The sequence below is a fragment of the Roseateles sp. GW821-FHT09B06 genome (assembly GCF_059418245.1).
In genome coordinates this window covers 150,444-165,714 of the sequence record NZ_JBWKPM010000007.1, presented here as the reverse complement: position 1 = coordinate 165,714, position 15,271 = coordinate 150,444, and the positions used below count along the sequence as shown (strand labels likewise).

The following is a 15,271-nucleotide window of genomic DNA, read 5'->3' as shown; positions in this document are numbered from 1 at the left end:
GGCCCCGGCAGCCAGGCTCCAGCACTCAGGCCGGCGCCAACCGCACCGGCACCCCGCTCAGTACCGCATTGCCCGACAGCGGGTCGCGCAGCCGGTCGTCCAGCAGCTCATTCATATTGACGCCCGGCCGCTCGGCCGCCAGCGCAAGCCGGCTGCCGGGCAGATCGTGGCCCCAGCCATGGGGCAGGCTGACAACCCCGGGGCACAGGTCCGGGCTCAGCGCCACCTTGGCAAGCAGGGAGCCGTTGGCGCTGCTCAGGCGCGCCCGGCCGCCATCGCTGAGGCCGTGGCGCGCCGCGTCCGCCGGGTGGACCAGCAGGATGCAGCGCTCCGGGCCCTTGGCCAGCAGCGGCAGGTTATGCATCCAGCTGTTGCCCGAGCGCATGTCGCGCCGGCCGATCAGCAGCAGTTCGGCCGGCGGCTCGGCCAGCGCGGCGTCGACCGCCGGCAGATCGGCCAGCAGTGCCGGCGGCGCCAGCTCGATCCGGCCGGAGGGCGTGCGCAGCAGCTCCGGGATGCGCGGCTGCAGCGGCCCGAGGTCGATGCCGCCCGGCGCGGCCTTGATCTTCGCGAGGGTCAGGCCTTGCGGGTTTCGGCCGAAACCGTCGCCATAGGGGCCGGTGCGCAGGGCCAGGTCCACCAGCCGCTCGGGCCCGTGCAGCGGCTGCAATGCGGCCAGCACCGCCGCGGACTGCGCGCCGGCGAAGCGCTGCACATCGGCGGCGATCGCGGCATCGTCCAGCGCCCGCATGTCGCCGCGCCAGTCCTCCCTGCCCTCGACCATCGCGGCCAGGCGCAGCAGGGTCTCCCATTCCTCCGGCATCTCGGCCGGCTTCTCGAACACCGGCGCGGAGAAGCGCGCATGGTTGCGGTGCGAAAGCTGCGGGAAGGCCACGTCGTAATGCAGGTCCTCCAGCGGCGACAGACCGGGCAGGATCACGTCGGCATGGCGGCTGGTCTCGTTCAGGTAGATGTCCATGCTCAGCATGAAATCCAGCCCGTCCAGGGCCCTGGCGATGCGCGGGCCGCCCGGCGCCGACAGCACCGGGTTGGCGGCCATGGCGATCAGCGCCCGCACCTGGCCGCCCTCGGGTCCGGCGGGCGTCTCAATTTCCTCGGCCAACAGGGTGATCGGCAGCTCGCCGAACACCTCGGGCGCGCCGCTGACGCGGCTGGTCTTGCGGCCGGTGGCGATGCCCTTGCCGCGGCCGGGCTGGCCCATCGTGTTGGCCGCGAAGGCGGCCGCCTTCGGGAACATCGCGCCGCCGGGCGCATCCAGATGCCCGGTCAGGATGTTCAGCAGGTCGATGAGCCAGCTGTTGAGCGTGCCGAAGCGCTGGGTGCAGGTGCCGATGCGGCCATAGACGGCGGCGCGTTCGGCCATGGCCAGCTCGCGCGCCAGGCGCCGGATCGTCGCCGCGTCGATGCCGCAGCCGCCCGCCATGCGCTCGGGCGCATAGGGCGCCACGGCCTGCTGCACCGCCTCGACACCCTGCGCCCACTCGGCCAGCCGGCCGAGCTTCACCAGCCCCTCGTCGAACAGCGCGTGCACCATGCCCAGCAGCAGGAACACGTCGCCGCCGGGCCGGATCGGCAGATGCTCGTCGGCCGCCGCGGCCGTTTCGCTGCGGCGCGGGTCCGCCACCAGGATGCGGCCGCCGCGCGCGCGCATGGCCTTGGCCTTGCCCCGGTAGTCGGGCACGGTCCAGAGGCTGCCGTTGCTGACCATCGGGTTCGCGCCCAGCATCAGCAGCCAGTCGCAGCGCTCGATGTCCGGTACCGGAATGGACAGCCAGTGGCCGAACAGCAGGCCGCTGGAAAGCTGCTTGGGCATCTGGTCCAGGGTCGAGGCCGAGAACACATTGCGCGTGCCCAGGGCCCGTAGCAGACGCGGGAAGTAGCTCAGCAGGCCGACCTTGTGCGCGCTCGGGTTGCCGATCACCACGGCCACCGCGTCGCGGCCATGGGTCTGGAGAATGGGCAGCAGGCGGCGCGCGATCTCCTCGAAGGCCTCGTCCCAGCCGGCCTCGACGAAGACGCCGGCGCTGTTCTTGATCAGCGGCCGGCGCAGCCGGTCGGGGTCCTCATGCAGGTCCTTCAGCGAGACACCCTTGGGGCAGATGTAGCCGCGGCTGAAAACGTCCTGCGCGGCGCCGCGGATGCCGAGCACCTTGCCATCCCGGGTCTGCACTTCCAGGCCGCAGCAGGCCTCGCACAGCGGGCAGATGCGGTAGTGGCGCTGGCTGCTGTTCGTCGTCGCGTCTTCCATGCGGGTCTCCATGCTGGTCTGCAGCGATTGGCCTTTGCGGCACTGTGCGCCGATTGTGCGCGGCGGGCGATGAGCTCGCAGGTCATCTAGGTGACAGGTCCGAACGACCAGCTCAGAAGGCCTCGAAGTCCGCCGCGCTCGGGCTGTCGAAGCGGATCGGCAGATGAAGGGACTGCAGCCCCTGGGCCGCCACGATATCGGGTTCCTCGCGCACGGCATCCGGCACGCTGGAGGGCGCCAGGTAGATCGCCACCAGATTGGGCGGCGCGGGCTGCGCCCGCAACGGAACTCCCGGCAGGGCGCACGGCAACATGATGCCGATGCCGGCGATGCGGCGCATCAGCCCAGCCACTCGCGCAGCTTGTCCTGCACCGCCGGATGGCTCTGCAGGGCCAGATGGCCTGCGCCAGCCAGCACCCATTGGTGCTCGGGCGGGAAATCCAGGCGCCAGGCGGCCTCGCGATGCCGGCCCAGCGCGCTGGCCAGCGGCACCAGGCCGTCGCCCAGCAGGCGCGCCGGCAGGCCGGCGGGGTTCTGGGCGGTGGTGGCGGCGATTGCATAGCAAGCCACGCCCGCCGGCAGCGGCAGCCTGCGACGCAGGCCCCAGTCCTGTTCGCGCAGCGAGGCCCAGCGCAGGTCCTGGATGCCGGCGCTGCGGCGCCGCGTCAGCGCGATCAGCGGCCTGGCGTAGGCGCTCAGCCCCAGCAGCAGCTGCAGCTGCTGGCCGCCCTGTTCCAGCGGCGCGCCCAGGTGCGGCGTGCCCAGGCTGACCATGCGGCGCAGCCGCCGCGGCCATTGCAGGCCGTCGGCCTGGGCGTGGTGCACCGCGCTGCGTGCCAGCAGGCCGCCCATGCTGTGGCCCAGCAGAGTCAGGTCCTGCAAGGGCACGGGCCAGGCCTGCAGCAGTCGCTCCAGCAGCAGGGCCAGCCGGCGGCCGTTGTCACTGATGTGCTGGCCGCTGTTGTAGTGCAGGTGCAGCGGTGTGTAGCCCAGCGTCGCCAGGCCCTCGGCCAGGTCGCCGCGCTGCCATTGCAGATCGTTCATGCAAAGGCCGTGGATCAGCAGCAGCGGGCGCGGTCCGGCGTCCGGCGGCGGGCTCGCCAGCGCCCGGCCCTGCCGGCGCAGCTGCATCGTGATGGCCAGCGGGTTGTCGGTCGCGGCCAGATAGTCGCCCAGCAGGCCGTTCAAGATCGCCAGCAGGGCCTCGTGGCCGGGCGAGTTCGGCCGCGGCGAGCCCAGCAGGGGTTCCAGGCCCTGCAGCGCCACGTCGATGCCGCCACCGACCAGGCGGGTGACGCCATGCACGCCGCGATAGACCAGGCCGCCGATGCCGCCGCGGCGCGCCACCGGCGCCCGACCCGGTGTTCGCGCCATGCCGGAGTGCATGGCCTCGACAAGGTCGGTCAGGCCGTGGGTGGCCTCGACGGCCAGGCGACCGGCACCGCGCAGCTGCTGGATCATCGAGCGGGGCGGGTCGGCATGCATGGACGCATCATGCGTCACATCTGCTTGAACAGATGGGCGTAGCTCTCGGCCACCAGCAGGGTGTCGGCGCTTTCCTTCAGCTTGACCTGCATGCGGCCGCGGAAGTCGCGCGTGACGCCGGCCACCGCGCCGGCGTTGACCAGGGTGGAGCGGTGGATCTGCCAGAACTGCTGCGGGTCCAGTTCGTCGGCCAGCTCCTTCAGCGGCTTGCGGATCAGGGCCTCGCTGTCGCGCGTGGCGACGCGGGTGTACTTGTTGTCGGACTGGAAGTACAGCACCTCGTCCACCGTGATCAGCTTCAGGGTCTGGCCCACCGAGGCATTGATCCAGCGCAGGAAGCTGCGGCCCGCTGCGCCGCCGGCGGGCTGTGCGGCCAGCTGGTTCAGTACGCCGCCCATCGCCAGCGTGTAGTCGGCCGGCGGCTGGGCCAGGCGCTGCTTGACGCGGCCGATCGCGGTGAACAGGCGCGAGGCCTGCAGCGGTTTCAGCACGTAGTCCACCGCGCCCTGGTCGAAGGCGGCCACCGCGTACTGGTCGTAGGCGGTGACGAACACCACATGGGCACGGCCGCCCACCTGACGGGCCACGTCCAGCCCGGTGGCGCCGGGCATCTGGATGTCGAGAAAGAGCACGTCGGGCCGATGCTCGTCGAGCAGGCGCAGCGCCTGCACGCCGTCGGCCGCCTCGCCGACGATGCTCAGCTCGGGCCACAGCTGGGCGAGGCGCTCGATCAGTTCTTGGCGCAGGGTGGCCTCGTCCTCGGCCACCACGGCGGTCGGGGCGATCAGGCTTCGCATGGCTTGAGCTCCAGGGTGAACAGGGTGGTGTCCTCGCTGCTGCGGCAATGCAGCTCCGCGGGGCCGCCGGACAAGGCCTGCAGGCGCTGCGACAGGGTCTGCAGCTCGGCGTCGTCGCCGCACAGGCCCGGCCGGTCGAAGGCGAGCAGCAGGCGCAGGCCGTCGTCCAGCGGCTCGGCGCTCAGGCTGCAATGCCCCGGCAGCGCCGGTGCGGCCAGGCGCAGCACGCGCTGCAGCAGCGGCAGCAGCAGCATCGGCGGCAGCGCCGCGCCGCGCAGCGCCTCGGGCCAATGCGCGCTGAAGCGCACGGCGGCCTTGCGCCGGCCGGCCACCACGGCCAGATAGCTCTCCAGCAGCTCGGCCTCGCTCTCCAGCGTGCCGCCGCTCTCGCGCAGCCGCGGCAGGGCGACGCGCAGATGGCGGATCAGGCGTTCCATCTGAGCCGGCGCCTCGGGATCCGAGCGGGCATAGCATTGCTCCACGTCGACCAGGGTGTCGAACAGGAACTGCGGCTCCACCTGGGCCTGCATCGCGGCCAGGCGCGAGGCCATCGCGCGGCGCGCCATCACGCTCTGCTCGTGCAGCATCTGCTGCAGGCGCGCACGCGTGCGTTCGCGGCGCTCCAGCAGCTCGAACAGCGCGACGGTCAGCATCGAGGGGATGAAGGCCGAGAGGCTGTCGCCCAGGTAGCTGGTCCAGCGCATCGTGTGGCGCATGGCCTCGCCCTTCTTGAGCCGCATCAGATCGCCGACCGACGGCCAGTCCAGCCAGCCCACCAGCCCCCACAGGAGCAGCATCGCGGCAAGCGAGCCCAGCAGGGTGGCCAGTCCCAGCCGCCAGAGACGCTGCGGATGCTCCCAGGCGCTGCGCGCCACCGGCAGCCAGAACAGCATCAGGATCAGGGTGACGATGACCGGCGAGAACAGCTGCCGCGTCAGCGCATGCAGCCACTGGGGATCGTCGCCCACATAGACCATCGCGCTGAGATCGATCAGACCGTAGAGCAGGCCCATCAGCGTGAACCAGCCCAGCTCCCGCAGGCGCAGCGAGCGCCAGGAGGCCCACAGATGGCCAAGGGCGGACGAGGGGGCCGGTGCCGCGGCGGCCGGCAGGACGGCGCTCACGCGAGGCCTCCCGCCAGCGGCAGCCGCACCCGCGCCACTACGCCGCGCGGCAGCGCCGCCTCCAGCTCCAGCGCGGCCCGGCTGCCGAACAGCGCGGCCAGCCGGGCGCGCGTGTTGGCCAGGCCGACGCCCGAGCCGCCGCTGGCTGCAAAGCCCTGGCCGTCGTCGCGCACCTCGACCGCCAGCTCGCCGCTGTGCTGCTGGGCGCTGATGGTGATGCGGCCGCCCTCGGGCAGCGGCGACAGGCCATGCTTGATCGCGTTCTCGACCAGGGTGGGCAGCACCATCGGCGGCAGCTTGGCATCCAGCAGGGCCGGCTCGGCCTCGATCTCGAAGGCCAGGCGCGCGCCCATACGCATCTGCAGGATGGTCAGATAGCTGCGCACCAGCTCCAGCTCCTGGCCCAGCGTGGACTCGCTGCGGCGCATGCTGGGCAGGGCGGCGCGCAGATAGGCGATCAGGCTCACCAGCATGTCGCGGCCGCGCTCCGGCGCGGTCTCGTACAGGCGCTTGACGTTGGCCAGCGTGTTGAACAGGAAATGCGGCTCGATCTGGGCGTTCAGCGCCGAGAGCTGGGCCTCCAGCTGCTGGGCCTGCAGGACCTCGTGCTGGCGCGCGGTGGCCAGCAGCTGCTGGCGCGCGGCCCGCTCGGCCCGGGCGGCCTGCAGCAGGCCGTAGGCCACGCCACCCAGCAGCGCCCACAGCAGGGTGGTCGAGATCGCCCAGCTCCATTTCCATTCGGCCGTCGGGTCGCCGAAATTGGCCACCGAATGCCGCGCCAGCGTGCTGAGCGCGGCGCCGGCGAACACCGCCAGCGCCCGCACCGCGGTGGGCCTTGCGCGCCGCGGGCCGGCCAGCCAGGCCTCGGCCAGCGCCGCCGCCAGCAGCATCAGCAGGCCGGTGATCAGGGTCTGGCGGGTGAAGCGCACCAGCGAATGCAGCCATTCGGCGAGCTGCTGGTCCTCCATATACCAGGACAGCGCGCGCGACAGCGCCACCAGCAGGCAGAAGTAGTAGACGGCAGCGATGGCGCGCAGATTGAAGATCTGCAGGAAGGCCTGTGCGGGGGTGGGCTGCATGGGCGGATTCTCGCGCCGGGGGCGGGGCGCCGCCAGGGCTTGCGACGAAATCGGGCTGGGCCGGACGAATCAGGGCTGGGTCGGCGCCGGCCCCACCCAGCCGGGCTGGAACACCCGCATCTCGTGCAGCTCGAAGGCGAAGGTGCGGCTCTGCATCGAGGGGTCGGCGTCCATCAGGGCCTGGGCCTCGTCGCGGCCGGCGGCCTTCAGCACCAGCAGGCCCTTCTCGCCGTAGCGCGCACCCATCGCGATGCGGCCCTCGGCGCGCAGCCGGGCCAGATGCTCGGAATGGGCGCGGAAGTTGAGCTGGGCGTTCGGCGGCTTGGCGGCATCCCAGGCCGCGCCGGTGCGGATCTCCACCGCGAACAGCAGTTCCCGGCCGGGCTCCTGGGCCCGCGCCGGGGCGGCGAGCAGGGCGGCCAGGACCAGGGCGGCGGCGATGCGATCAATCACGGGACGCTCCAGGATTGCCGGGATGGGCGGATTCTGCCCTGCATACTGCGGGTCTCGACAAGGAGAGAGGCATGAGGATCGACATCGGCGCCGGCGTGCGCCTGTTCGTGGACGTGGAAGGCCCGGGCCTGGTGCCGGATGGCGCGGCGATGCGCGCGAAGCCCACGCTGATCTGCCTGCACGGCGGCCCCGGCTTCGACCACAGCGCCTTCAAGCCCGGCTTCTCGGCGCTGGCCGACATCGCCCAGATCGTCTACTACGACCACCGCGGCCATGGCCGCAGCGACCCGCGGCCGCGCGCGGAATGGACGCTGGACACCTGGGCCGACGACATCGTGCGCCTTTCCGATGCGCTGGGGATCGAGCGGCCCATCGTGCTGGGCCAGAGCTTCGGCGGCTTCGTCGCGCAGCGCTACATCGAGCGCCACCCGGGCCATGCGGCCAAGGTGATCCTGTCCAGCACCTCGCACCACATGGGGCTCGCGCGCAAGCTGGCGATGTTCGAGCGCCTGGGCGGGGCGCTGGCGCGCGAGCGCACCGAGGCCTTCTGGACGCGGCCGAGCCCGCAGACCTGGGAGGCCTACTGGAGCCTCTGCCGCCGGCTCTACAACACCCGCGAGCCGCTCGACCCGCAGGCCGGCGCGCGCACCCTGGCCAATATCGAGATCCTGCTGCACTTCGTCGCCGGCGAGAAGCAGGGCCTGGATTTGCTGCCGGGACTGGCGCGCGCGCAATGCCCGGTGCTGGTGCTGGCCGGCGCGGAAGACCCGGTCTGCCCGGCCGAGGATGCGCGCGAGATCGCGGCGGCGCTGCCCGCGCATCTGAGCCGCTATGTCGAGGTGCCGGGTGCCGGCCACGGCACCTGGCGCGACAAGCCGCAGGAGGCTTATGCCATCCTGAGGGAGTTCCTGCTCGCCTGAGCGGAGCTCATTTCTTCTGGTCGCGGCGGCGCTTGGCCGCCCAGAGCAGGGCCAGGCCGGCCGTCATCAGCGCATAGCTCGCGGGCTCGGGCACGGCCAGCGCAGTCAAAGCAGCCACGCCGGTGTCGGTGAAGTCGGTGAACACGCCGTCCACGCCGAGCTTCAGATAGGCCTCGATCTCGGCCTGGCCGTTGGCGAAGCCGAGGATGCCGGCGTCGTCGCGCATGGTCCAGGTGTGGACCAGCAGGCCGCGCTCGTGCGCCGCCTCGATCACGCCGGTGCTGCCGAGCACCAGCCGGTCCAGGCCGTTGACGGCGCCGTCGCCGTTGCGGTCGACGCCGTCGTCCACCGTCTTCAGCAGATAGGGCTTCCAGGGGCCGATGCCGTCGGCATAGGTGGCCACGAAGGACAGGCCCACATTGCTGACCATGTCGGCGAAGCTCAGCTTGCCGCCGGCCGCCACCACGTCGGCCGGCTGCGCATAGGGCGCGAGCAGCTCGAGCGAGCCATCGGCCCGCACGTCATTGGCATCGACCAGTTGCACCAGCTTGATGTCGGTGCGGGTGTTCAGATACTGCAGATTGCCGACCTCGAAGCTCTGGATGAAGACCGGCGCATGGCCCGTGTTGCCGTAGGCGGCATGCAGGGTGCTGAGCAGCTTGTCCTCGAAATAGGTCTTCGAGAAACCCAGGCTCTGCGACACGCCCTGCATATAGGTCGAATGCTTGAGCTCGGGATAGATGCCGATGGTGCGGCCGGTTGCCAGACTCTTGGCCTTGGCCAGCGCGATCACCTCGTCCAAGGTGGGAATCTCGAACTGGCCGTTGTACTGCTGCGGCCGGTTGGCGCGCGGCTGCACGGCGCGCAGCGTCTTCAGTTCGGCCAAGGTGAAGTCCTCGACGAACCAGTCCGTGGTGGCGACGCCGTCCACCGTCTTGGTGGTCCTGCGATTGGCGAAGGCGGCGATGCTCGCCACATTGGTGGTGGTGCCGATGGTCGGCTCGTGGCGCGCCACCAGCATGCCGTCCTTGGTCATCACCAGGTCGGGTTCGATGTAGTTGGCACCCAGCTCGATGGCCTTGGCATAGCCTTCCAGCGTGTGCTCGGGCAGATAGCCGGAGGCACCGCGATGGGCAATGATCAGGGGTTTCTGGCCGTCCAGCGTGTTCCAGGCCAGGGCGGCCGGTGCGACGGCCGACAGCAGCAGGGCGACCGCCAGCGCGGGCAGCGTGATCTTGCGTTGCATGGCTTGCTCCTCTCGGGATGGCTTGATGATCGAGCGCTTCGATGAAGCTTCGATGCCATGCAGGGAGGAAGTTGTAGTCCGAACGGACTAGCGCGGGCCTGGGGCGAGGCTCGCCCCTAGTTTGAAGCAGCGATCAGGGCCTTGAGCTCGCGCTCCAGCAGCTGGGCGTCGCCCAGGTTGACCTCCAGCAGGCGGCGCAGATGCGTGATGCTCTCGAGGTCGATGCTGCGGCACAGCAGGCCCACGCGCGTGCCTTCCAGCTCCACATGGGCGATCTCGCCGGCCATGGCGATGCCCACCCCCATCTGCGACAGCGTGACGCTGAGCAGGCAGGGATCCCCGGGTTTCACCTGCTGGCCGGCGGGCAGGCGCAGCAGCGCGCCCTTCAGCGAGAGGTCCAGCACCTTGACGGCCAGGCGCTGGCTCGTGGTGGTCAGCTGGGCCTCGGCATCAAAGGCGACGCGGGCGAAGTGACGGCGTTCGGCGGTGATGATGGACTCCCTGCATCGGTGATGCGGCCCATGCTAGCACCTAGAAATCGCCGTGCGCGTGGATCGTGCTCACCTCGATGGCCTCCTGCAGGCGCAGCGGCGCGGCGGCCTCCAGGCCGATCGACTCGAGCAGATACCAGGCCGCGCGCAGCAGGGCCTCGGTCTCCTGGCGTGCCTTGTCGGCCAGCAGGCCGCCGAGTTCGCCGGCGCGCGACAGGGACTGCTGGTCGCCGCGCGCCTGGACATGCCCGGCGCCCTCGAAGCGCGGCGCGGCGTAGCGCTCGGCCACGCGCTGCAGCAGGGCCTGCAGTTCGTCGGTCTGCTCCTGCTCGCCGAGCAGGCGGCACAGGTCGCCCAGCAGCCGCTCGGCGGCCGCGGCCAGCAGGCGCGCGGCATGGTCGCTGCCGCCGGCCAGGTAGAGCGCGGCGCCCAGGTCCACGTATTCCAGCGCGAGCGCCAGCTTGGGCAGATCGCCCTGCGGATTCATGAGGGGCGGCGCCGTTGGCGGCGCGGGACGGCTTGCATGATCGATCGGTCTCCCCGGGCGGTGAGGCCGGCGCCAGGCCGGCAAGGTGGGCGCAAGTGTAGAGGCAAGCCGGCGCGGCGTGGCCCGGGATCACCCTTTGGTGGGGCAATCCTGGGGGTGAAGAATCGCGCCGGGCGGGCTCAGCGCCACCAGGCGCTGCCCGGGGCCGGCGCGCGCAGGTCCAGGCGCTCGCCCATGCGCGGCGTGCTCAATGCCACGCCGCGCTCGGCGGCCAGGGCCTCGATGCGCTCGAAGGGCTCGGTCCAGGGGTGCAGGGCCAGGTCGAAGGTGCCGTTGTGGATGGGCAGCATGCGGCGGCCGCCCAGGTCCAGGTGGGCCTGCAGGCTTTGCTCGGGCAGCATGTGCACATCGGGCCAGTCCTCGTTGTAGGCGCCGGTCTCGACCAGGGTCAGGTCGAAGGGGCCGAAGCGTTCGCCGATCGCCTTGAAGCCGTCGAAGTAACCGCTGTCGCCGCTGAAGAAGAGGCGCGCCTCGGGGGCGATCAGCACCCAGGACGCCCAGAGCGTGCGGTTGCGGTCGGACAGGCCGCGGCCCGAGAAATGCTGGGCCGGCGTGGCGACCAGCCGCAGCGCGCCGATCTGCGTGCCCTGCCACCAGTCGAACTGCTGCACCTTGGCCGCGGGGATGCCCCAGGCGATCAGGCGCTCGCCCACGCCCAGCGGGGTCAGGAACTGCCTGACCTTGGGCGCCAGGGCGCGCACCGCCGCATGGTCCAGGTGGTCGTAATGGTCGTGCGAGAGGATCACGGCCTCGATCTCGGGCAACTCGGCAATATCCAGCGGCGGGGCGTGGAAGCGCTTCGGGCCCAGGAAGGAGAAGGGCGAGGCGCGCTCGGAGAACACCGGATCGGTGAGCCAGAACTTGCCGTCCAGCTTGAACAGCAGGGTCGAATGGCCCAGCCGCCACAGGCTCAGATCGGGCGCGGCCAGCAGTTCGGCGCGCGTCAGCGGCAGGACCTCGAGGGCCTGGCGGGGCGTGGCATCGGCCGGCTTGTCCGTCATGAAGCGCCAGAGGATCTGCAGGGTCTTGGCGATGCCCGGCTCGCGCGGCGGCCGGGTGTTGTGGAACTTGCCGTCCGCGAACCGGCTGGACGACGGGTAGCCCTCGGCCGACAGGTCGGGGCTGCAGGAAAGAAGCGTGGCCATGAGGATGATCAGCAGGAGGGGTAGGAGGAGGCGGGGCTGGAGCAGGCGCGGCATGCGGCTCTCGATGGAAATTACACTACACAGTGTAGTATCCAATTCTAAAAAGTAAACCATGCGGTGTAAAATTTTTCAAATGTCCACCGTTCCAGACGCTCCCGCCCGCCTGACCGACCGCAAGCGCGAGGCCATCGTGCAGGCCGCCATTGCCGAGTTCCGCGAGCATGGCTTCGCGGGTACTAGCATGGACCGGCTGGCCGCGGCGGCCGGCGTGTCCAAGCGCACGGTCTATAACCATTTCCCCAGCAAGGACGAGCTGTTCGCCGCCATCCTCTGGCAGCTGTTCGAGCGCAGCCATGCCCTGGTCGGCCTGGCCTATGCGCCGCAGCGCCCCTTGCGCGAGCAACTGCGGGAGCTGCTGGCGCAGAAGATGGCCCTGCTGAACGACGCGAGCTTCATGGATCTGAGCCGCGTGGCGCTGGCCGAGATGATGCATACGCCGGAGCGGGCCCGCGCGATGGTGGCGCGCCTGGCCGAGAAGGAGGAGGGGCTGGCGGGCTGGATCCGCGCGGCCCAGGCGGACGGCCGGCTGCGTCCGGCCGACCCGGCCTATGCGGCGGCACAGCTGCAAGGGCTCTTGAAAGCCTTTGCCTTCTGGCCCCAGCTGGCCATGGGCCAGGCGATGCTGACGCCGGCCGAACAGCGGCGCGTGCTGGACGATAGCGTCGACATGTTCCTGGGCCGTTATGCCGCCCTGGAGCCGCCGCGCCCGCAATGAGCTAGGCTTGGTCTGCGGTGACCAGTTTGCTTACAAGCCGCGCGGGCCCGGCCTCCGATCGGGGGGCCGGCTGCGCTAAGGTTCCGACCACAAGGAGATCAAGCCATGAGTTCCAACGACACCCGCCGCGCCGCCCTGGCGCGTCTGGCCGCCTTGGCGGCCCTGGGCAGTCCGGCGCTGGGCGCGCGGGCGGCCGACGACAACGGCACCTATGACGAGGACTCCATCCTCAAGGCCGCCACCGACTTCTTCGGCCAGACCACCGAGGGTCTGGCCAAGGTGATCGAGAAGGCCTTCAAGGAGCAGGGCCGGCCCAATGCCTATATCAAGGGCGAGGAAGCCGGCGCCGCGCTGACCGTGGGCCTGCGCTATGGCGAGGGGCAGCTGGTGATGAAGGGCGGCGCCACGGCACCGGTGTTCTGGGCCGGCCCGTCGATCGGCTTCGACGCCGGCGCCAATGCCTCCAAGGTCTTCACCCTGGTCTACAAGCTGCCCAAGGCCAGCGCCATCTACCAGCGCTTTCCCGGCGTGGACGGCAGCGCCTACTACATCGGCGGCGCCGGCATCAACTACCAGCGCCTGAACGGCATCACGCTGGCGCCGATACGCCTGGGCGTGGGACTGCGCGCCGGAGTCAGCGTCGGCTATCTGCACTACCGGCGCGAGAAGAGTCTCAACCCCTTCTGAGCCCGGCGTCCCGATAGTCCGACCGGCAGGGGACGCCGCACAAGCCCCTGACATCGTCGCTCCAGAGACTGCGCTGTGCTGCATCGCCGCAGCAGACCGCCAACCCTGGAGTGACCGATGAGCCAGCAAGACCTGCCCCCCGACTTCTCCCCCGATTTCTCGCCCGCGCGCCGCGGCCTGCTGAGGAATGCCTCGGCCGCCGCCGCGCTGCCCTTCGTCGCCTCGCTCGGCGCCCTGCAGACCCGCGAGGCCCTGGCCGCCGGCAACACCGCCCTGGCCGACAGCCTCTACGGCCCGATCGCGCCGGTCAACGACCTGACGACCGGCCTGCCGCTGCTGCAGCTGCCGCCCGGCTTCAGCTACAAGAGCTTCGGCTGGACCGGCGATGCGATGAGCAACGGCAGGCCCTGCCCGGCCGCGCATGACGGCATGGGCGTGGTCGCAACCCGCAAGGTGGGCCGCAGCACCGAGATCGTGCTGGTGCGCAACCACGAGGTCGGCACCGGCAGCGATGCCAGTCATTTCGGCGCGCCGGCCGTCTACGACGCCGGCACCAGCGGCAGCAGTTTCTCCAACGGCGGCACCACCAACCTGGTGTTCCGCGATGGCGCCTTCATGCGCATCGACGCCAACCTCGGTGGCACCCGCACCAACTGCGCCGGCGGCATCACGCCCTGGGGCAGCTGGCTGAGCTGCGAGGAGGTCGGCTCCGACTCGATCAGCAGCGCCGGCCGCAAGCATGGCTATGTGTTCGAATGCGCGGCCGACCCGGCCCAGACCAGCGGCCAGCCGATCGTCGGCATGGGCCGCTTCGCACACGAGGCGGTCGCGATCGACCCGGCCACCGGCATCGCCTACCTGACCGAGGACAGCTCGGGCAAGTCCGGCTTCTACCGCTACATCCCCGAGGTGCTGCCGGGCGCGCTCGGCTCGCTGGCCCAGGGCGGCCGGCTGCAGATGGCCAAGGTCAAGGGTCGCAACAACCTCAACATCGCGCCGGCCCAGCTGGACGAGGCCCATGAGCTGGAATGGCTGGACATCGCCAACCCCGACCAGAACCGCGGCAACGCCACCGGCCCCGAGGGTGCGGCCATCAGCAACGCCTCCGGCCCCTTTGTGCAGGGCTGGACCCAGGGCGGCCTGCGCATGAACCGCGGCGAAGGCATCTGGTACTTCGCCGGCAAGATGTACGTGATGGACACCTCGGGCGGCAGCATCAACCGCGGCGCTATCTGGGAGCTGGAGCTGGCCACGCAGACGCTGAGCTGCATCTACTCCACCGCCTCCACCACGGTCGGCAATATGGGCGACAACCTGACGGTCAGCCCGCGCGGCGGCCTCTTGATCTGCGAGGACGGCGGCGGCGTCACCGACATGTTCGGCTTCGGCGAGCGCCTGATGGGCCTGAGCGCCGAGGGCGACGCCTACATCTTCGCGAAGAACAACTACAACCTGACGGCCGAGCAGCTGGCCGCCGCGGGCAAGCGCACGAGCCTGGCCGGCGACCGCCGCGGCACCGAGTTCTGCGGTGCCTGCTTCGACCCGACCGGCCGCTATCTGTTCGTCAACCTGCAGACCCCCGGCATCACCTTCGCGATCACCGGCCCCTGGGCCAAGGGTCAGCTCTGAACCAAGGAACCCAGCACATGAACATCATGACCAAGAAACCTCTGCTGGCCGCCGCCCTGCTGGCGCTGGCCGCAGCCCAGGCCCAGGCCGCCCAGTACACCGGCTTCAGCGGCCAGGGCGTTGCCGTCACCGACTATTCCGGCGCCGGCCAGCTGGCCTTCGACCTGGACTTCAGCAGCCGGAGCAGCGCCACGCTGAATTTCAGCGTCGAGGCGCAGGACCTGGGCGCGGGCACGCTGAGCTTCAATGCCCTGGTGCGCAACCTCTCCGGCCTGGGCTTCGAGAACCTCAGCGTCAGGCTCGACGGCGTGCGTTTCGCGCTGCCGGCCGGCAGCGTGACGAGCGACGGCTTCCAGGGCGTGCAGCAGTTCGGCAGCAACAGCCAGGGCCTGTGGGCCGGTTTCGGCCAGCCCGGTGTGACCACCGAGTTCTATATCGGCAATCCGCTGGTCCAGCCCGGCGCGACGGACTGGACGCTGGACCTGGCCGGCCATCAGGTCGGCGATGTCTTCAGCATCACGGTGGCCGTGCCCGAACCCGAAAGCTATGCGCTGATGCTGGCCGGCCTGGCGGCCGTGGGCTGGGTGGCGCGCCGCCGCCGGGGCTGAAGGAGCAGGGGCGCCC

At 70.7% G+C, this 15,271-nt stretch carries 16 protein-coding genes; 5 read left to right on the top strand and 11 right to left on the bottom strand.

Features of this window, described 5'->3' with window-relative positions:
• Positions 1-25: 25 nt before the first annotated feature.
• From AC07OQ_RS08910 to AC07OQ_RS08880, 7 genes are all read right to left on the bottom strand, one after another.
• Positions 26-2,269 (bottom strand): molybdopterin-dependent oxidoreductase, encoded by a 2,244-nt coding sequence (locus tag AC07OQ_RS08910; RefSeq protein ID WP_495052752.1) that lies wholly within the window; start codon positions 2,267-2,269, stop codon positions 26-28.
• Between the two features lie 112 nt (positions 2,270-2,381).
• Positions 2,382-2,582 carry a protein-tyrosine phosphatase family protein gene (locus tag AC07OQ_RS08905; protein WP_495052751.1) on the bottom strand — a complete coding sequence of 67 codons (201 nt, stop codon included), beginning with the start codon at positions 2,580-2,582 and terminating at the stop codon, positions 2,382-2,384.
• Between the two features lie 26 nt (positions 2,583-2,608).
• Positions 2,609-3,754 (bottom strand): esterase/lipase family protein, encoded by a 1,146-nt coding sequence (locus tag AC07OQ_RS08900; protein WP_495052750.1) that lies wholly within the window; start codon positions 3,752-3,754, stop codon positions 2,609-2,611.
• A gap of 14 nt (positions 3,755-3,768) precedes the next feature.
• Complete coding sequence (locus tag AC07OQ_RS08895) at positions 3,769-4,551, bottom strand: LytR/AlgR family response regulator transcription factor (RefSeq protein WP_495052749.1); 783 nt, start codon at positions 4,549-4,551, stop codon at positions 3,769-3,771.
• Positions 4,539-5,675 (bottom strand): histidine kinase, encoded by a 1,137-nt coding sequence (locus AC07OQ_RS08890; protein WP_495052748.1) that lies wholly within the window; start codon positions 5,673-5,675, stop codon positions 4,539-4,541. Before AC07OQ_RS08890 ends, AC07OQ_RS08895 begins: the two co-directional genes overlap by 13 nt.
• Positions 5,672-6,754: a sensor histidine kinase gene (locus AC07OQ_RS08885; protein ID WP_495052747.1), complete on the bottom strand. Its 1,083-nt coding sequence runs from the start codon at positions 6,752-6,754 to the stop codon at positions 5,672-5,674. The genes AC07OQ_RS08890 and AC07OQ_RS08885 overlap by 4 nt, the downstream gene beginning before the upstream one ends.
• 69 nt (positions 6,755-6,823) lie before the next feature.
• Positions 6,824-7,207: a YciI family protein gene (locus AC07OQ_RS08880; RefSeq protein WP_495052746.1), complete on the bottom strand. Its 384-nt coding sequence runs from the start codon at positions 7,205-7,207 to the stop codon at positions 6,824-6,826.
• 71 nt (positions 7,208-7,278) lie between these two features.
• Between AC07OQ_RS08880 and AC07OQ_RS08875 the strand changes: the two genes are divergently transcribed.
• Entirely contained in the window at positions 7,279-8,127 is an 849-nt protein-coding gene (locus AC07OQ_RS08875) for an alpha/beta fold hydrolase (protein WP_495052745.1), read from the top strand.
• A gap of 7 nt (positions 8,128-8,134) precedes the next feature.
• Here AC07OQ_RS08875 and AC07OQ_RS08870 read toward each other — a convergent pair whose 3' ends face one another.
• From AC07OQ_RS08870 to AC07OQ_RS08855, 4 genes are all read right to left on the bottom strand, one after another.
• The gene (locus AC07OQ_RS08870; protein WP_495052744.1) at positions 8,135-9,373 is read right to left on the bottom strand and encodes a glycerophosphodiester phosphodiesterase; all 1,239 of its coding nucleotides are present in this window, start codon (positions 9,371-9,373) and stop codon (positions 8,135-8,137) included.
• Between the two features lie 116 nt (positions 9,374-9,489).
• On the bottom strand, positions 9,490-9,864 hold the full coding sequence (locus AC07OQ_RS08865) for a PilZ domain-containing protein (protein ID WP_495052792.1): 375 nt from the start codon (positions 9,862-9,864) through the stop codon (positions 9,490-9,492).
• A gap of 40 nt (positions 9,865-9,904) precedes the next feature.
• Entirely contained in the window at positions 9,905-10,351 is a 447-nt protein-coding gene (locus tag AC07OQ_RS08860) for a hypothetical protein (RefSeq protein WP_495052743.1), read from the bottom strand.
• A gap of 179 nt (positions 10,352-10,530) precedes the next feature.
• Positions 10,531-11,556: an MBL fold metallo-hydrolase gene (locus AC07OQ_RS08855; protein ID WP_495052742.1), complete on the bottom strand. Its 1,026-nt coding sequence runs from the start codon at positions 11,554-11,556 to the stop codon at positions 10,531-10,533.
• Between the two features lie 133 nt (positions 11,557-11,689).
• Between AC07OQ_RS08855 and AC07OQ_RS08850 the strand changes: the two genes are divergently transcribed.
• From AC07OQ_RS08850 to AC07OQ_RS08835, 4 genes are all read left to right on the top strand, one after another.
• On the top strand, positions 11,690-12,331 hold the full coding sequence (locus tag AC07OQ_RS08850) for a TetR/AcrR family transcriptional regulator (RefSeq protein WP_495052741.1): 642 nt from the start codon (positions 11,690-11,692) through the stop codon (positions 12,329-12,331).
• A 105-nt stretch (positions 12,332-12,436) separates the two neighbouring features.
• Complete coding sequence (locus AC07OQ_RS08845; protein ID WP_495052740.1) at positions 12,437-13,018, top strand: DUF1134 domain-containing protein; 582 nt, start codon at positions 12,437-12,439, stop codon at positions 13,016-13,018.
• Between the two features lie 117 nt (positions 13,019-13,135).
• A complete protein-coding gene (locus tag AC07OQ_RS08840; RefSeq protein ID WP_495052739.1) occupies positions 13,136-14,647 on the top strand; it encodes a PhoX family protein in 1,512 nt (503 codons plus the stop codon).
• Between the two features lie 17 nt (positions 14,648-14,664).
• Positions 14,665-15,255 (top strand): PEP-CTERM sorting domain-containing protein, encoded by a 591-nt coding sequence (locus AC07OQ_RS08835; RefSeq protein WP_495052738.1) that lies wholly within the window; start codon positions 14,665-14,667, stop codon positions 15,253-15,255.
• The last annotated feature ends 16 nt before the right edge of the window (positions 15,256-15,271 follow it).